The sequence below is a fragment of the Agrobacterium sp. CCNWLW32 genome, from assembly GCF_037083425.1.
Taxonomy (GTDB): Bacteria; Pseudomonadota; Alphaproteobacteria; order Rhizobiales; family Rhizobiaceae; genus Agrobacterium; species Agrobacterium radiobacter.
The window spans coordinates 45,553-63,447 of record NZ_JBAOJM010000014.1 but is presented as its reverse complement, the minus strand read 5'-3'; the positions used below and the strand labels follow the sequence as shown (position 1 = coordinate 63,447).

The 17,895-nt window shown below is 60.1% G+C and carries 13 protein-coding genes; 4 read left to right on the top strand and 9 right to left on the bottom strand.

Annotation, left to right across the window (positions count from 1 at the left end):
* Positions 1 to 3,153: an efflux RND transporter permease subunit gene (locus V6R85_RS22270; protein ID WP_336377211.1), complete on the top strand. Its 3,153-nt coding sequence runs from the start codon at positions 1 to 3 to the stop codon at positions 3,151 to 3,153.
* 287 nt (positions 3,154 to 3,440) lie between these two features.
* Here the strand turns inward: V6R85_RS22270 and V6R85_RS22265 are convergent, their stop codons facing one another.
* The gene (locus V6R85_RS22265; RefSeq protein ID WP_003505606.1) at positions 3,441 to 3,983 is read right to left on the bottom strand and encodes an NUDIX hydrolase; all 543 of its coding nucleotides are present in this window, start codon (positions 3,981 to 3,983) and stop codon (positions 3,441 to 3,443) included.
* Positions 3,984 to 4,096: 113 nt separating this feature from the next.
* On the opposite strand from V6R85_RS22265, the gene V6R85_RS22260 reads away from it, so the two are divergent.
* From V6R85_RS22260 to ku (V6R85_RS22250), 3 genes are all read left to right on the top strand, one after another.
* Positions 4,097 to 4,741: a DUF47 domain-containing protein gene (locus tag V6R85_RS22260; protein WP_336377210.1), complete on the top strand. Its 645-nt coding sequence runs from the start codon at positions 4,097 to 4,099 to the stop codon at positions 4,739 to 4,741.
* Positions 4,741 to 5,742 (top strand): inorganic phosphate transporter, encoded by a 1,002-nt coding sequence (locus V6R85_RS22255; protein ID WP_003505604.1) that lies wholly within the window; start codon positions 4,741 to 4,743, stop codon positions 5,740 to 5,742. The genes V6R85_RS22260 and V6R85_RS22255 overlap by 1 nt, the downstream gene beginning before the upstream one ends.
* A gap of 90 nt (positions 5,743 to 5,832) precedes the next feature.
* Positions 5,833 to 6,624, top strand: coding sequence for a non-homologous end joining protein Ku (gene ku, locus V6R85_RS22250; protein WP_162996206.1), 792 nt, complete (start codon positions 5,833 to 5,835; stop codon positions 6,622 to 6,624).
* Positions 6,625 to 6,636: 12 nt separating this feature from the next.
* On the opposite strand, the gene ligD is transcribed toward ku (V6R85_RS22250), so the two are convergent.
* The 8 genes from ligD to V6R85_RS22210 all read right to left on the bottom strand — a co-directional run bounded on the left by ligD (position 6,637) and on the right by V6R85_RS22210 (position 17,895).
* Positions 6,637 to 9,129 (bottom strand): DNA ligase D, encoded by a 2,493-nt coding sequence (ligD, locus tag V6R85_RS22245; protein ID WP_080867363.1) that lies wholly within the window; start codon positions 9,127 to 9,129, stop codon positions 6,637 to 6,639.
* A 3-nt stretch (positions 9,130 to 9,132) separates the two neighbouring features.
* A complete protein-coding gene (ku, locus tag V6R85_RS22240) occupies positions 9,133 to 9,960 on the bottom strand; it encodes a non-homologous end joining protein Ku (protein WP_080867362.1) in 828 nt (275 codons plus the stop codon).
* Positions 9,957 to 10,244: a hypothetical protein gene (locus V6R85_RS22235; protein ID WP_003505599.1), complete on the bottom strand. Its 288-nt coding sequence runs from the start codon at positions 10,242 to 10,244 to the stop codon at positions 9,957 to 9,959. Before V6R85_RS22235 ends, ku (V6R85_RS22240) begins: the two co-directional genes overlap by 4 nt.
* A 44-nt stretch (positions 10,245 to 10,288) precedes the next feature.
* A complete protein-coding gene (locus V6R85_RS22230) occupies positions 10,289 to 11,182 on the bottom strand; it encodes an SDR family oxidoreductase (protein ID WP_003505598.1) in 894 nt (297 codons plus the stop codon).
* Positions 11,183 to 11,386: 204 nt separating this feature from the next.
* Positions 11,387 to 13,726, bottom strand: a complete 2,340-nt coding sequence (locus V6R85_RS22225) for a bifunctional diguanylate cyclase/phosphodiesterase (protein WP_087746948.1) — start codon at positions 13,724 to 13,726, stop codon at positions 11,387 to 11,389.
* Positions 13,727 to 13,915: 189 nt separating this feature from the next.
* Entirely contained in the window at positions 13,916 to 15,019 is a 1,104-nt protein-coding gene (locus tag V6R85_RS22220) for a hypothetical protein (RefSeq protein WP_129565383.1), read from the bottom strand.
* A 231-nt stretch (positions 15,020 to 15,250) separates the two neighbouring features.
* Complete coding sequence (locus V6R85_RS22215; RefSeq protein WP_003505595.1) at positions 15,251 to 16,837, bottom strand: ABC transporter substrate-binding protein; 1,587 nt, start codon at positions 16,835 to 16,837, stop codon at positions 15,251 to 15,253.
* A gap of 77 nt (positions 16,838 to 16,914) precedes the next feature.
* Complete coding sequence (locus V6R85_RS22210; protein ID WP_060725552.1) at positions 16,915 to 17,895, bottom strand: mannonate dehydratase; 981 nt, start codon at positions 17,893 to 17,895, stop codon at positions 16,915 to 16,917.

Below are 17,895 nucleotides of genomic sequence, written 5' to 3'. Positions count from 1 at the left end.
ATGTTTTTGACCCGCATATCCGTTACCCACCCTGTTTTTGCCACCATGATGATGGTGGCACTTCTGGTCATGGGCGCCTTCTCGCTGCAGCGGCTTGGGCTGGACCAATATCCCAATGTCGACGTTCCCGTGGTCGTCGTCGTCACCTCTTATCCGGGCGCGACGCCGGAGACGGTGGAGACGGAGGTGACGCGGCCCGTCGAGGATGCGCTGAACGCCATTAGCGGCCTCGACGAGGTCACGTCCACCTCCTATGAGGGACGGTCCGTCGTCGTCGCGAAATTCAAGCTCGAGGTGCAGAGTTCGTCCGCCGCGCAGGAGGTCCGCGACAAGATCGCCGCCATCGAGGCGAATTTTCCGGAAGACGCCAAAAAACCCGTCATATCGAGGTTCGACCCTGCCGCCGAGCCGGTCCTGTCGGTTGCGATCAGCTCGACATCACTCGATGTGCCCGCCCTCACCACCCTTGCCGACCAGAAGGTGGTGCGGCAGCTGACGACCGTTGCCGGCGTCGGCCAGGCAACGCTGGTTGGCGCCCGCAAACGGCAGATCGATGTGATGATCGACGAGACGCGCATGCGCGCCCTTGGAATAGGCATTAACGAGGTGGTGAACGCGCTGCGCGCCGGCAACAGCAACAGCCCGGCCGGAAGCGTCGTCGATCCCCTTTCCGAACGGACGATCCAGGTGCAGGGCCGCATCGAGGAACCGCAGGCGCTGCTGGACATGGTCGTGGCAAGGCGCGGCGGCGCGGCCGTCGAGCTTCGCGATGTCGCGAGGCTTTCGGAAGGGGCAGCCGATGCCGAAAGCCGCGCCCTCTATAATGGCCAGACGGCGCTGGCGATCGACATCGTCAAGGTTCAGGACGCCAATACCGTTGAGGTGGCGACGGATGTGAGAAAGCGCCTCGATGCGCTCAACGCCGAGCTTGCCCCGCAGAACGTGCAGCTGCGTATCGTCACGGATTCATCGATACCCATTCGCGAATCCGTCAGCCAGGTACAGACGACACTGATAGAAGGTGCGGCGCTCGCCGTCGCCATCGTCTTCCTGTTCCTCAATTCCTGGCGCAGTACGGTGATTACCGGGCTGACGCTGCCGATCGCCATCATCGGCACGCTCGCGGTGATCGATTTCCTCGGTTTCACGCTCAATACGCTCAGCCTGCTGGCGCTGACGCTTTCCATCGGCATTCTCGTGGATGACGCCATCGTGGTGCGCGAAAACATCACCCGCCATCTCCATATGGGCAAATCCCACCTGCGCGCAGGCCTCGACGGCACCAATGAAATCGGGCTTGCGGTCATCGCGACAACGGCGACAATCGTGGCGGTCTTCCTGCCGGTTGCCTTCATGGATGGCATCGTCGGCCGGTTTCTCTACGAATTCGGCGTCACCGTCTCCGCCGCGGTGCTGATCTCGCTTTTCGTCGCCTTCACACTCGATCCGATGTTATCAAGCGTCTGGTACGATCCGGACGCCCAACCCGATGCAAAACGCGGCCCGATAGGCCGACTGATCGCGCGTTTCGACCGCGGCTTCGAATGGATGGCCGGTCAGTATCGCCGCGCCATCGGCTGGACCCTGCGGCACCGGCTCGTCACCCTGCTTGTCACATCGGGCATATTTATCGCCAGCTTGTTCATGGTGCCGCTGGTCGGCACGGAATTCGTTCCGAATGCCGATGAGGGCCGCTTCCAGGTCAACATCACCGCGCCGGTCGGCTCCTCTCTGGACTATACGACCACCAAGGTGCGGCAGGTCGAGAAGGCGCTGAGGGAATTTCCGGAGGTCGAGATGCTTTATTCCACCATCAACACCGGCGGCGCCGCCGGCAAACATCGCGCCGCCATATTGGTGGGCCTGGTGCCGCTCGATATGCGAAGCCGAACCCCGCTCTCCCTTGCCGAGCCGGTTCGCAAGCGCCTGTCGGCCATACCTGGCATTGAGGTCACGATCCTGCAGAATGGCCTTGGCGGCGGCGAAAGCCCGGTGCAGCTGAGCATCCTCGGCGACGACCGGGCTGTTCTTGAAAAAATCGCCGCCGGCCTCGTCGAAGACATGAAAAAAATTCCGGGCCTCGTGGACGTGACCTCCAGCGCGAAGGATGTAACCTCTGTCCTGTCGGTACGCCTGAAGCCTGCGGCGGCGAGCGATCTCGGCATTGCCCGCTCCGATCTTGCCACGGCACTCTCCCCCCTTATCGGCGGGGAGGATGTGTCGAAATGGACGGATACGGACGGCAATACGTACGATATCGTCATCCGCCTGCCGGCCGAGCGGCGGTCCGACCTGGCAAGTCTCGGAGAATTGATGATCGCAACCGGTCGCACGGCGGCGAACGGTGCACCGCTGATGGTGCGTCTCGATCAGGTTGCCGATATCGGCATCATGCCGGCCCCCGCCGAAATCCGCCGCATCGACAATCGCCGCGAGATACTGGTTTCGGCCAATATTGCCGGCCGCACGCTTGGCGACGTGACGGAGACCCTGCAGGGCCTGACCGCCGGTCTTGACCTGCCGAACGGCTATCGCATCCGCTTCGGCGGCGACGCCGAAACCATGCAGGAAACCGTCGGCCATATGGTCACGGCGCTCAGCATGGCCGTCATCTTCATCTACATCGTGCTCGCCTCGCAGTTCGGCAGCTTCTTGCAACCGCTCGCCATCATGGCGTCGCTGCCGCTGTCGCTCGTCGGCGTCCTCATCGGGTTGATGATCGCCGGCAGCACGATCAACATGTTCTCGCTGATCGGCTTCATCATGCTGATGGGCCTCGTGACCAAAAACGGCATCCTGCTGGTAGATTTCGCCAATCGCGAGCGACGGCGGGGGCTCTCGCTGAACGAGGCGCTGGAGAATGCCGGTGTCATCCGCTTCCGTCCGATCATCATGACGACGCTTGCGATGATCTTCGGCATGATCCCGCTCGGCCTGGCCGTCGGCGGCGGTGGCGCGCAGCGCGCGCCGATGGCCCATGCGGTGGTTGGCGGCCTCATCAGTTCCACGCTGCTGACCCTGATCGTGGTGCCGACCATCCTGTCCTATCTGGACAGCATCATCAGGCGTTTCGCCCGCCTGTTACCGAAAGCGCCGGATGCAACGGGGCATTCGAACCATGAGGCGCAATCTTCCCAAAAACAGCCGGCCTGACAAGGTCGGCTAGACACCAATCCGGCTGACAACGGGAAGGCGACACCGCCTTCCCGTCATTCCGAATGGTGCCCCTGTCGTCATCTCAGCAAAAGAATCGCAGCCGGGCCCGCCAGAAGCAAAGCGATGGCGATAATCGGATGGAGATAACGCAACAAGAAGCGGAGAACGGGACGACGTAAATTCATGCAACGGCTCCTGATGACAATCATCAGGCAAGGGTGGGCATGTCCTATTGCGGTGGCATTACAGTACCGGCTGCAGGAAGGAATGCCGCGCAGATGCGGTTACGGTCTCTCGCCGCTCTGGCGTTTCTTTTTCCCCTTTGGCCGGAAATCGACCAACAGTGATTTCAGTTCGATATCGCGAACGCGTCTTGCCGCCTCGTCAGGGCGCACCCATTCCAGCAGGCGTTCACCGTGCTCCTTGAAGGTCGCGTCCGTTTCCGTCACCTCTATCTGGAAGACGTCGACCATGCAGGGAACGACATCGCCATTGTCGAGCATCTTGAGATAGGTATAGCGGCCCACCGCATCCTTCTTCACCCGGCCGCGAACGCCCGCCTCCTCCCACGCTTCGATCGCCGCCGCCTGATGCGGCTTCTTGCGCTTCATCGGCCAGCCGCGCGGAATGATCCAGCGCTGACTGGTGCGGGACGTGACGAGGAGGATTTCGACATCCACGCTATTGTCGGCATAACGGAAACAGAGCGCGGCATATTGCTGCCGGAAAGCACCGGTGAAGAGCTTTTCGGGAACCGCAGCCAGCTGCTGGAGCAATGTGAGTGGACGGGCCGGACGGGTTTTCCGGCGTTTCTTGGAAGATTTCATATCCGTTGATAGTGCTGATTTTCCGGGTTGCATCAATGCCCCGCGTGCATTTATGACAGTTTTATGACAATCACCCCCCACAACTGATAAAGCGCCATTGAGGGCCAATTCGCATGATGAGTATTTTTCGCAAGCTGATGCCGCGCGAGGACCGTTTCTTCGACATGTTCAGCAAACATTCCGAAACCGTCATCAGAGCGGCTGAAGCCCTTGACCAACTTTTGAGCGGCGTCGACGTCGAGAAGAACTGCGACCTCATCGTCGCCCTCGAGCATCAGGCGGATGACATCACCCGCGAGGTGCTGCTTGCGGTCAGGCGGAGCTTCATCACTCCCTTTGATCGTGGCGACATCAAGGACCTCATCCAGTCCATGGATGACGCCATCGACATGATGCACAAGACCGTCAAGACCATCCGCCTGTTCGAACAGAGCGAATTCGACCCGCTGATGAAGGAGATGGGCCACGAGATCGTACGCGCGGCGGGCCTGATTGCGGAAGCCATTCCGCTTCTCAACAAGGTCGGCACGAATGCGCATCGCCTCTCGGCCATCGCCGAAGAGGTAACCCGCGTCGAAGGCCGCTCCGACGAGCTTCACGACCTGGGTCTGAAGGACCTCTTCCGCCGGCATGGCGCGAGCGGCGATGCCATGGCCTATATGATCGGCAGCGAAATCTACGGCGAACTCGAAAAGGTCGTCGACCGCTTCGAGGATGTCGCCAACGAGATCAGCGGCATCGTGATCGAGAACGTCTGATGGATGTCGCGCTTGCCCTGCCGCTGCTCGTCGGCCTTATCGCCATCGCGCTGTTCTTCGATTTCCTGAACGGTCTGCATGACGCCGCCAATTCCATCGCCACCATCGTCTCCACCCGGGTGCTGCGGCCGCAATATGCGGTCGCGTGGGCGGCCTTCTTCAATTTCATCGCCTTCCTGTTCTTCGGCCTGCATGTGGCGGAAACACTCGGCACCGGCATCATCGATCCGGCCATTGTGTCGCCGCAGGTCATCTTCGCGGCGCTGATCGGCGCGATCGTCTGGAACATTGTCACCTGGATTTTCGGCATTCCCTCCAGCTCCTCGCATGCGCTGATCGGCGGCCTCGTCGGTGCGGGTTTCGCCAAGGTGGGCTTTAATTCCATCGTCTGGTCGGGCCTGCTGAAGACCGTGGGGGCGATCTTCATGTCGCCGGCCATCGGCTTTTTCCTGGCGCTCGTTCTCGTGCTTGCCGTGTCGTGGCTGTTCGTGCGGCAGACGCCCTTTGCGGTCGACCGCACCTTCCGCGTCATGCAGTTCATCTCCGCCTCGCTTTATTCGCTGGGGCACGGCGGCAATGACGCGCAGAAGACCATGGGCATCATCGCGGTGCTGCTTTTCAGCCAGGGGCATCTCGGCGAAAGCTTCTACGTGCCCTTCTGGGTGGTGATTTCCTGCCAGTCGGCCATGGCGCTCGGTACGCTCTTCGGCGGCTGGCGTATTGTCCATACGATGGGATCGAAAATCACCCGGCTGAACCCGATGCAGGGTTTCTGCGCCGAAACCGGCGGGGCGCTGACGCTGTTCGGCGCCACATGGCTCGGCATTCCGGTCTCCACCACCCACACGATCACCGGCGCCATCATCGGTGTCGGCGCTGCACGCCGTGTCTCGGCGGTGCGCTGGGGGCTTGCCGGCAATATCGTCATCGCCTGGATCGTGACCATGCCGGCAGCCGCACTGATCTCCGCTGCCGTTTACGGGCTGACCTCGCTGTTCTGATAGCTCCATCCCTGCCCCGATTTGCGGTCCCTCCCGGAACAAAAGCCACCCTGTGGCTGTTGTTCCGGGAGACCAATGCGGATCGCGGACATGGCACGGCAGGTTTTCTGGAAGGGTTATCTGAAGCTGTCACTGGTGACGGCCTCCGTCTCGTTGACGCCTGCGACGACCGAAGGCAACAAATACCGCTTCCACATCCTCAATCGCAAAACCGGCAATCGCGTCGAAAGCCGCTATGTCGACAGCGTCACCCACAGGCCGGTCGCCGCCAGGAACCAGGTGAAGGGTTTTCCGCGCGGCGAGGATGACTACGTGTTGCTGGAGGATGACGAGATCGATGCGGTGGCGCTGGAAAGCACCCGCACCATCGATATCAAGACCTTCGTGCCGAAAGGGTCGATCGACTGGATCTGGTACGACCGTCCGCATTTTCTGCGGCCGGAAGACAAGATCGGCACCGAAGCCTTCAGCGTCATTCGCGAAGCCATGAAGGCGAACGATGTTTTCGGCATTGCGCGTCTGGTGATCTACCGTCGTGAAAGAGCAGTCCTGCTGGAACCTTCAGGCAAGGGCATCATCCTGTGGACGCTCCATTACGGCGAGGAGGTGCGCGAGAGCATCGACGCGCTGGAGCCGAAGATGAAAATCGACCGGCCGTTGCTGGACGCCATGGAGAAACGCATCGGCAAACAGGTCACGGCTTGGAAGCCAACTCTGGTGCAGGACCCCATTCAGAAAAAGATCAAGTCCCTGCTGAAGACCAAAGGCGAGGAGGTCTCCTCGTCGACAAAGAAAACTAGCACGAAGGCCCGCACCGGCGGCAATGTCATCAATATCATGGATGCGCTGAAGAAAAGCCTCGCTTCGGAAAAGAGAAGCTGAGAATCGGCGTCTTCACCGTGCCTTTTTCGGCAGCGGCTTGGCAGCGGCAAAAAAGCCGTCCCACGGGTCTTTTTTCAGCGCCGCAAGACGAGCCCCAATATTGTTGACGGTGAAATGGGCCGGACCGATCTCGGCGGTGAGTTCCGACCATTCGAGCGGCGCTGAAATGGCGGCTCCCGGCCGGGCGCGCGTCGAATAGGCCGCAACCGCCGTATTGCCCCTGCCGTTGCGCAGGTAGTCGATAAAAATACGGCCCTGACGTTTCGCTTTGGTGGCGACGGAAAGATATTTCTCCGGTTCGGCTTTCGACATATCCGCCGCCATGGCCTTGGCGAAGGCTTTTACCGGGGCCCAGCCCGCCTGCGGCTTCAGCGGCGCGACGACATGCAGTCCCTTGCCGCCCGAGGTCTTGACGAAAGCGGCAAGCCCGGCCTCTTCGAAACGCCGTTTCAGTTCCAGCGCCGCCTCAATCACCTCTTCCCATGCCACATCCTCGCCGGGGTCGATATCCATGGTGATCATGTCAGGCTTTTCCCAATTGGCGGTGGTCACGCCCCATGGGTGGATTTCAAGCGCGGCGGATTGCACGAGCGCCATCAGGCCATCAAAATCGGTGATGCGGATCAGCGGCTCACCGCCCTTGTCCTTGGGATCCCTGATCTGCTCAACCGCCTTGTTGATGCCGCGCCAGGCATGTTTCTGGAAGAAGCGTTGCCCCTCAATCCCTTCCGGGCAGCGCAGCAATGCCAGCGGCCGGTTGACGACAAAGGGCGCGATGTGCCGCCAGACCTGCGCATAATAATCGGCAAGCCCCTCCTTCGTCACGCCATCGTCCGGCCAGTACAGCCGGTCCGGATGGGTGAACTTGATCGTCGATTGCGGCGCCTTGGTGTCGGACACGGCCTTCTCCTCGCGTTCGATTTCTCCTGCGGGCTTGTCTTCGCGCAGCCCCCGGAAAGAGGCATGACGCAGATTGCCATCTCCAGACCATGCGCGAAACTCCACTTCCGCCACCAGTTCCGGCTTGACGAAATGAAGATCACGTCGGGCAAGCGCGGTGAGTTTCTCACCGAACGGGCTTTCCTTGCGCTCAAGCGGCTTCAGCCGGCCAAGCAGCATCTCCGCCACTTCGCCCGTATAACCTGTCCCGACACGTCCAACATGGCGCAGCTTGCCATTTTCATAAACGCCGAGCGCCAGCGATCCAATGGCGTGGTCCGATGTCGAGGAGACAGTATAACCACCGATAACGAATTCCTGTCGCATCGAGCATTTGGATTTCACCCATTCTCCCTTGCGCCCGGAAACATATTTGCTGCTCTTGACCTTGGAAATGACACCCTCAAGACTGAGCCGACAGGCATGGTCGAGGACAAGCGCGCCGCTTTCTTCAAAATGCTGGCTGTAACGGAGATGGGGATCGCCCGCCGGCAACAGCTTTTCGAGCAGCGCCTTTCGTTCGCTCAATGCCGCACCACGCAGATCGCTGCCATCGAGATAAAGAAGATCGAAGGCGTAAAACACGAAACGGTCGCTGCGTCCTTCGCTCAGATCCTGCTGCAAGGCGGAGAAATCGGAAGCCCCGCTATCGCGTTCCACGACGATTTCGCCGTCGATCAACACCGTTTCCACCGGCAGCGCCTTGATAGCTCCTGTCACGGCCCTGCCGAATTTCTCCGTCCAGTCCAGCCCGCTGCGGGTCAGGAGCTGGAGCTTGCCCTGATCGACGCGCGCCTGCAGACGATAGCCGTCAAATTTGATTTCATGCAGCCAGCGATCTCCGTCGGGCGGTTTCGGCTTGAGCGTCGCGAGCGCCGGCGGCACAAAGGACGGCATAGTCTGTTTGCGCGCGCCTTTAGGCAGCGCATGCGCCTGTTTTTTGCCCGACGTCGAAACGGCGGCCTTTTTCGATACCGGCTTGGAATTCCAGGTATCTTTCGGTTTGGCCGCGACTTCCTCGACGCTGCGCCCGGTTTTCACCGATTCCGGCCGTTCCTCCAGAATATCCGCACCGCCTTTATGTCTGGCTTCCTCGTCGTCGCCCTTGATCAGCAGCCAGTTTTCCCGGCTTTCGCCCGGCTTTCCATGCATGCGCACCAGATGCCAGCGTCCTTTCAGCTTTTCGCCTTCCAGTTCAAATTCCAGATGACCTTTGCGATAACCTTTCCGGGCGTCACCGATCGGCTGCCAGATGCCGCGATCCCAGACAATCACGGTGCCGCCGCCATATTGTCCCTTGGGGATAACACCTTCAAAATCACCATAACTGAGGGGATGGTCCTCCACATGCACGGCAAGGCGTTTGTCCTCGGGATCGAGACTGGGACCGCGCGTCACCGCCCAGCTTTTCAGCACGCCATCCATTTCCAGCCGAAAATCATAATGCAGACGGCGGGCATCGTGTTTCTGGATCACGAAGCTCGATCCCTGCTGTTCGGCCTTCGTACCCTTGGGCTCCGGCGTCTTGTCGAAACTGCGCTTGGCGTTATAGGTCTGCAATCCCATGGATCAGCCCGCTTTCCGCGACGCCTTGCGGCCTGCTGCCGTCGCCTTTTTCCCGGCTCCCGCCCCCGCGCTGCGGCGCAGGGCCTCCTTGAGATCGATGATATTGTCTTCCTTGCGCGGCGGTTGCTTGGCGATTTCCCGGCCTTCGATCTTGGCTTTCACAAGTTCGGCCAGCGCATCATTATAACGGTCGCTATAGTCGGCGGGATCGAACGTGCCGGCGCGCTTTTCGATGATGTGACCGGCAAGTTCCAACATTTCCTCATCGAACTCGATGTCGGGGATCGACTTGAAGACCGATGTCTGCGAACGGACCTCGTAGCTGAAATTCAGCGTCGTCGCGACGAGAGCCTTACCGCTCGGACGGATCAGCAGGACACGGTTGCGGCGGAAAAGCACCGCTTCGCCGAGAGCTGCGACATTTTCGTCGTCCATCGCCCTGGCAAGAAGCGTCAACGCCTCTTCGCCACCCTCCCCGCCGGGCGCGAGATAATAGGACTTGTCGAAATAAAGCTTGTCGATCTCGTCACAGGGCAGGAAATGACTGACGCGGATAACCTTGTCGCTTTCCGGCATCAGCTTCGCGATCTCATCACCCTCGATGACGATGTGATCGCCATTGTCGAGCTCGTATCCCTTCACCTGATCGTCGCGAAGAACCGCCTCACCGGTATCACTATCAACATATTGCCGCTCGACGCGGTGGCCGGTCTTGCGGTTGACGATATTGAACGCGATTTTCTCCGCCGAGGTCAGCGCGGAATAAAGGCCGATTTCGCAGTTGAAATCGGCAAAGGTCAGATGGCCTCTCCAGCTGGCTCTGCGGTTCATGTCCGTCGTCCCTCGTCATCGCTGCGGGAGGGCATTTCCCGGCGTCGGTCGCCGGCCAGAATGCGCTCGATGGCGGGCACGTCCGCCTCCGCCAGAACCGGCACCGGGTCGGACGCCATGGCTTCCAGCACCTCCGGCGAAAGGCCACCATTGCGGATCACCCACTCCATCGCCTCACGGGTCTGCCGCTCCGCTTTCAATTGCGCATAAAGCGCCAGTATCAGCCGATCGCGGACATCGAAGCTCTTCAAGCTACTGTCTGAACGTTCTGCCTGCCGTTTCATTTCGAAATCCTCAAGGCCCCCATCCGGCATTTGCGGGCATCGCCTCAGGCAATGCCCCTGCCGCCGGTGACGCCATAAACCTCGCCATTGATGAAGCTCGCATCCTGCGACGCCAGCAGCACATAAACGGGCGCCAGTTCCACCGGCTGTCCCGGACGGCCGAAATCGCTGTCCTTGCCGAAATTTTTCACCTTCTCGTCCGGCTGGCCGCCGCTCGGCTGAAGCACCGTCCAGAACGGCCCCGGCGCAACGGCATTTGCGCGCACGCCCTTTTCGATGAGCTGTTTGGCAAGCGCTTTCGTATAGGCGACGATACCGGCTTTGGTGGTGGCGTAGTCCAGCAGGATTGCGGAGGGCTCATAAGCCTGTATCGAGGCGGTGGTGATCACCGACGACCCCGGCTTGAGATGGGGAACAGCCGCCTGCGCAATCCAGTGCAGGGCATAAAGATTGGTCTTCATGGTGCGGTCGAAATCGTCGGTCGACAGTTCTTCTATGTCTTCGCGATATTGCTGTCTCGCGGCGTTGATGACCAGAATATCCAGCCCGTCGAGATCGCCGGCCGCCTTCTCTACCAGTTCGCGGCACCATGCCTCATCGGTAATATCGCCGGGCAGCGCGACCGCCACGCGACCTTCCGCCTCGATGAGCGCCACGACCTCCTCAGCGTCGGATTCCTCTTCCGGCAGATAGGAGATCGCCACATCAGCACCTTCCCTTGCAAAGGCGATGGCGACGGCGCGGCCGATACCTGAATCGCCGCCGGTAATCAGCGCCTTGCGCCCGGCAAGCTTGCCGGTGCCCTTGTAGCTTTTTTCGCCATGATCAGGGAAAGGCGTCATATTCGTCACCAGACCCGGCATCTCCTGGGTCGGGGTCGAAAAGGGCGGGCGCGGATACTGGCTGCGCGGGTCCTGCGGCTCGAGGCGGTCTGTCATCGCGGTCTCTCCCGTCAATAGAAGTTCATCCGAGGCGCGTTCATGACAGGGGATCAAACCACTCCCGTCAGGCTGGTCGTCGGCACCGCCGGGGCAACCGCAGCATGGACGCGCCACACGCAAGCCTAACGATCTGCCGTCGCTCTCGTTCCATCCGATGTGGGAAAGGCGGGGCGACGGCGTCCTGCGCCGTCGCCTCTTTTATCAAACGGAATGTTTCTTCCGCGTGGTGGTTCTTACGACCTGCGCGGGTGCGACATCCGGTTTGCCGAAGAGATAACCCTGCGCCTGCGCGCAGCCCTCGTCGACGACCATGCGATATTGCGCATCCGTTTCAATCCCCTCCGCCGTGACCGGCAGATCGAGGCTGCGGCCAAGGCCGATCACCGCGCGCACGATGGCGCGGGCATTGTCATCGTCGCTCATGGCAGCGATGAAACTGCGGTCGATCTTTATCTTGTCGAAGGGGAAGCTCTGCAGGTTGCTGAGCGAGGAATAACCCGTACCGAAATCATCCATGACGATGGCGACACCGAGCGCCTTCAACTGGTTGAGGATGATCAGCGTCGTCTTGCGATCTTTCAGAAGGGCAGCTTCCGTGATTTCGAGCTCCAGCCGGTTCGGCGAAAGCCCGGTCTGCATCAGGACGGTGCAGACGACATGACCGAGATTGGCCAGCGAAAACTGCAACGGTGAGACATTCACCGCGACCTTCAGATGCGGCGCCCAGCCGGCCGCCTGACGGCAGGCCTCACGCAGTACCCATTCGCCGAGCGAGATGATGATCCCACTTTCCTCGGCAATCGGAATGAAGACATCCGGCGGCACCACGCCCCGTGTCGGGTGCTGCCAGCGCACCAGCGCCTCGTAGCCGACGACCTGGCCGCATTCGACTGACAGCACCGGCTGATAGTTCAGCAGCAGCTCGTTGCGATTGATGGCAAGCCGCAGATCCGTCTCGAGCTGGCGGCGTTCGCGCGCCTCCTGATCCATCACCGGGTCGTAGAAAGCCAATATGCCGCGTCCGCCCATCTTCGCGCGGTAAAGCGCCAGATCTGCGGCATGCATGATGCTTTCATGATCCCGGCCGTCCCGCGGGAACACGGCGATGCCGATGCTGACGCCGACGGAGGTCGGATCGTTGGCGACATTCATCTTCAGTGCAAACATGCCAAGGATCGTTTCTGCCAGCAGGCGCGCCTCTTCCGCCCTGGTGTGGCGCGCGGTCAGGATGACGAACTCATCACCACCGAGACGGGCGACCACATCGCCTGGCCTTGCACATTCATCGAGAATGGCGGCGACCTTTTTCAGGACGCGATCCCCTTCGGCATGACCGAATATGTCGTTGACCGCCTTGAACCGGTCGAGATCGAGCGCCAGCAGCGCAAATTCGTCATCCTCGTCGCAATGCTCGATCTGCTGGTGAAGACGGGTCTGGAACATGGTGCGGTTGGAAAGGCCGGTCAGAACATCATGGCGGGCGAGATATTCGATTTCCCGCTGCGCTTCCCGCTTTTCCGTCAGGTCACGGATGGCCATCACCTCACAGGGGCGGCCGCGATATTCGATCGTGCGTACGCTGAGTTCGAATATCTGCGCCTGCCCGGCGCGCTCGCGCACCGCCTCCACCGGCGTATGGCGCGGCAGATAAGCAGGCTGTCCGTCGATAGCCTTGAAGAGATCGTCGGGGTTCTGTCCGACCAGCGATGCTTCATCCCTGCCCAGAAGGCCGGCAAAACGGGTGTTCAGCTCCACGATCCGCCCATCGCGGACGACGGCGAGGCCATCAAGCGTGGCATCCACGAGACCCTTGAGATCGACAAGATAACGATCCACCAGGGCGGCAGCGGCGGTGGAAGACAGGATCAGGAACGTGACGCCGGAAATGGCGCAGATCATGATCAGCCGGGCGACATTGTCAGGATCAGGCCCGGATACGGACGGATCCGGCGAAAGCACCGTGGCCGACATGGTCGTGAAATGCAGCGCGCAGATCGCGAAAATCGCCGATGCGGCCGGCGCGGCGATGCGCTTCCAGGAACCGATGCCACGGAAAAGAAAAAAGGCCAGCAGGAAAGACACCCAGGCAACCGCAAAACCGCCCAGCACCGGCCCCCACCGGTAGCTGATCGTGGCGGCGACATCCATTCCCGCCATTCCGACGAAATGCATGACGGCAACCGACAGGGTAATGAGCGTGCCGACGATGACAGGGCTGTAAGCGGCCTGCGAGCGGGCGGTGAGCGCCAGCCAGAAACCGATAACGGCGAAAACCGCCGACAAAGCCGTGAAGGCGAAATCATAACCGATCGGAACCGCGCCCTTATAGGCGAGCATGGCGACGAAATGCGTGGCCCAGACGCTGAGGCCTCCGGCAAAGGCGGCAACCAGCACCCAATAGGGCTTACGGCCGGCCGGACTTTCCTCCGCACGCAACAGAAGGTGAAAAAAAGCAAACATGCCAAGCAGGCAGATAACAGCTGCAAGAAGAACGACCGCCCGGTCGTGCTGTATGGCAACGCATTCCAAAACCGTGAACATGCTGCACTCTCCCAGCCTCTGAAGAACCGCTCACGGTGGCACTATGGGAGTGCTTTATTTATAAATCTCTAATGCAACTATTGATAATTGTATCAATATTTTCTCGCGCAAAGGAAAAGAGTTCGGGCCGGCGTGCCAAGCTGTAACACTTTTGGCAAACCGACCCGAAAAAGTGATCGACCGAAGCTTTTACTTCCAGCTTCGATAATCTGCCGCGGTGCATCCGAAAGGCGCCGGGCCATCGGCGAAACGCTCCTGCAGACGGGCGCAACCCCACTCGTTCAGTGCTGCCGGCAGCATGTTGTTGATGTCCATTCCGGGCGAGTTGAATTGCGACGGAGCGCTTGTGACATACCACAGCCAGTAACCGAACACCGCAACGATGATGACGGCAACGATGGCAACGAAAGTGCCCAGTCTGCGCAGCAGACCCGGCCCTTTCTTCATCGCCGCGGCTTGGGCCGCGGCAGCCCCCTGTGTCTCATTCGCGACCATCGGGGCAAGCGATGCGAGAGCTTCCGCCCGCTCCTGCTCCGTAAGGTCGATCCGTTCCAGCTGATCGTCGAGCAGAACCGGTAACGCGCTGTTACCATGCAGGACCGCGAGCGCCGCATCATGTTTACCAGTATGGCCGACGACAACGGGAATGCGACCCCGCTCCAGATGCGTAAAGGATTGCCGCTTGGTTTTATCGTCCCTTACAGTATCGGCATAAGTCACGAAGAGACGGCTGCGTTTTTCGGCAACGGCCGTCAGCGCGACCGGGATGACGGTCAAAGGCGCGGGCTTGCGCAGCTGCAGACGAACCCGCAGGACACGGACAAGTGTGAACAGCATCGCAAGACTGCCGAAACCGAGCAGGGCGACGAACACGCCGAGCGTGATGATACGGTTCCAGAGCATGTCGAGGCCCAGCGAAATCGTTGCGAGTTCCGGGTTCTTCGCGGAGATGACCAGCCCGGTTTCATAATCGCCGGAATGGAAATCGACGAACATGACCTCGACATCCTTCTTGTAGCTCACGCCCGCCTGTTCATAGGAAAGATCCGCCTCGCAGGTCGTGAAGATCGCCTTGCGCGTCTTGCAGCTGCCGTTGATATCGCCGTTTTCAATCTCCAGCGGGTCTTTGCTGATCTGATAGTCGCGCAATATGCCCGGGCCTTCGGCCACGAGCATGACGACCGTGATCACCAGAAGCACGGGAATGGAGAAATAATAGGCCGCCGGCACCGAAATGACGCCACGTTTGAGGCTCAGCGGCCGCGACGGAAGTTTTATCTGTGCAAGGTTCATGGTCGTCAACGCATTCTTCGGGAGGTGGGTGAGCGGAGTTCGCGACTCTCGCCCGACGGAAGGAATAGTCATCGGACGGTCTAATCCGATGAAGTCCTTGAGAAAACCCCCTGAAATTGCGGGGATGATACCGACAATCCACTGCCGCGGCCGGGCTCCGCGGTTGGCCACTGATAAAAAACGGGCGGTAAAACCGCCCGTCACAGGTTTTTCGGAGACTATGGTTTGCCCTTAGTCCTTCGTAACCTTTTCCAGCCGGGTCGTCTGGCTGGGATGGCCCACATAATCCTTCACGCGCGCATTCAACACGATCGGCTCGAATCTCTCGAACATCGGCAGCACCGCCGGCTTCTGGGCGACGAACATTTCCTGCATCTGGGTGTAGATTTCCCCGCGCTTCTTGGCGTCGGGCTCCAGCGAAGCCTTTGCCGTCAGGGCAGTCAGTTCAGGAATGTCCCAAGCCGAGCGCCACACGAAATTGCCGGCATTGTTGGCGGCAAGCGAGTTGTCGGGATTGCTGGAAAACTGCTCCATCGAGCCCAGCACATTCGGCATGTAGGCGCCGGTCTGCGGAATGAGCAGGTCGAAATCCCGCGCGCGATGGGCGGCAATCACGTCCGAACCGTTACCCTGCTGGATATTGACCTTGATGCCGATCTCGCTGAGCGAGGCCTGGATCGCGGTGGCGAGGTCGATGCGCGGCGTCTGCGCGATCGTCTTCAGATTGAGCGTGAAGCCGTTCTCATAACCGGCCTCCTTGAGGAGAGCCTTCGCCTTCGGAACATCGAGCTTCCAGTCCGGGCTCGGAATGGCATATTCGAAGTTTTCCGGCACCGGCACCGTGCGCGCCCGGCCATAAGGACCCATGATGGTCTTTTCCATGCCCTTATAGTCGATGCCATAGGCAATCGCTTCGCGGACCTTGGGGTTGGACAAGGGCTCCTTGCCGGCATTCATGGACAGGACGTAGAAGCCGCCCGTCGGCACACGCTGAATCTGGAAACCTTCCTTGTTGTTGAAGATTGCAAGATCGGCAGCCGTCAGCGCGCTGGCGATGTCGATATCACCGCGCTCCAGCATCAGGCGCTCCACCTGGCTTTCCGGCACATGGCGAACGATGACGCGGCGCATTTTCGGGCTGCCGGCCACATAATCCTTGTTGGCCTCGAGAATGATGATCTCATTCGGCGACCAGCGATTGAGCGTAAAGGGACCGGAACCGGCGGAATTGGTTCTCAGCCAGCCATTGCCCCAATCGTCATTGGTTTCATGCGACTTGAGTTCCTTGCTGTCGACAACGCTGGCGATGACCATGGCCAGACGATAAAGAAGCAGTTCAGACGTCGTCTCACCGGAAAGATCGATGCGTACCGTTTTTTCATCCGGTGCGCTCACCAGCTTGTCGATATTGTCCGCGTTGTAACCCACGCGCTTGAGGTTGGCTGCGGCAGCCTGGTTCATCTTCAACAGCCGGCTGAGCGAATAGACGACGTCCGCCGAAGTTACCGGATTGCCCGAGGCGAAATTGGCCTCGCGCAGATGAAAGGTGATGCCCTTGTCATCTGTTTCCCAGCGTTCGGCAAGCTGTGGCGAAACCTTTCCAGAACCATCCACCGAAATCAGGCGGTCATAGAGGTTGGCCATGATTTCGTTGGCTTTTGCTTCGGTGGCCTGATGCGGATCAAGCGACAGCACCTGGGCCAGCGACGTTCCGATGACAAGCTGGTCATTGGGTGTTTTGGCCAGGGCTGGCGCGGCCTGCACCAGCATGGCCCCAAGGGCGGTGGTGAATGCGAGACGGATCAATGATTTTCTCATACCTGCTCCTCCTACAGATCGGTAATTCATGTTTGGGAAAAAGCCGCGACGCAGCGGGGCGTCGCGGGCCGGAATGGTCAAAGATGTTTGTTATCAAGCGCTTCGATCAAGGCGGCGATGTAGCCGTAGCAGAAGGCGAAAGCGACACCGACGGCATCGCGCCCGGCAATCGTCGGCACGTGGTCGGGCATGATCATGTAGCGATAGCCGAGTTCGTGATAGAGTTTCAGCGACCGCACCATGTCCATGTCGCCCTCATCGGGGAACGTCTCCATGAAGGAGAGTTTGCCGCCGCTGATATTGCGGAAATGGACGTTGAAAATCTTGTCGCGGCTACCGAACCACCTGATGATGTCATCGATCTCCTCGCGCGGATTGTCGAGCATCTCGCCGATCGACCCCTGGCAGAAATTCAGGCCATGATAGGGGCTCTCGCGCATCTGCACGAATTTCTTCAGCCCTTCGACCGTGCCGAGTACGCGGGTGACGCCCCTGTAACCCGGAGGTGTATAGGGGTCATGCGGATGGCAGGCCAGGCGCACGCGGTTACTTTCGGCCACCGGCACCACACGCTCGAGGAAATAATCGATGCGTTCCCAGTTCTCGTCTTCGGAAAGAACGCCAGCCAGGCCCGGCGCGGCATCATGATCCGCCTTGTCCCAGCGCCAGGCTTCATTGAGCGATCCGCCGCGGCCACGCTCCATTTCCGTGCGCGGAATGCCGATGAGGTTGAGATTGTATTTCGCGGCAGGGATTCCGGCCCTGGCGATATCTTCAATCATCTTGCAGACCGCATCGATCTGCCGGTCACGATCCGGCCCGGCCAGCAGGATATCGGGATACGACGCCTGTTCGATGGGCCGGGACGGCAGCGGCAATTGCACCATGTCTAGGACAAGGCCAAAGCTTTCGACCTTGTCACGGTGGCGTTCAAAGTCCTCAAAAGTCCAGCTCGCGGGTTTTCCGGGCGGATCAGCGTTGATGTTTTTGACGCCGAGCTGCGCCCAAACCCTGAAATCCTCGTCATCGCGCGCAGCAACCTGGGTGCCGACATACAT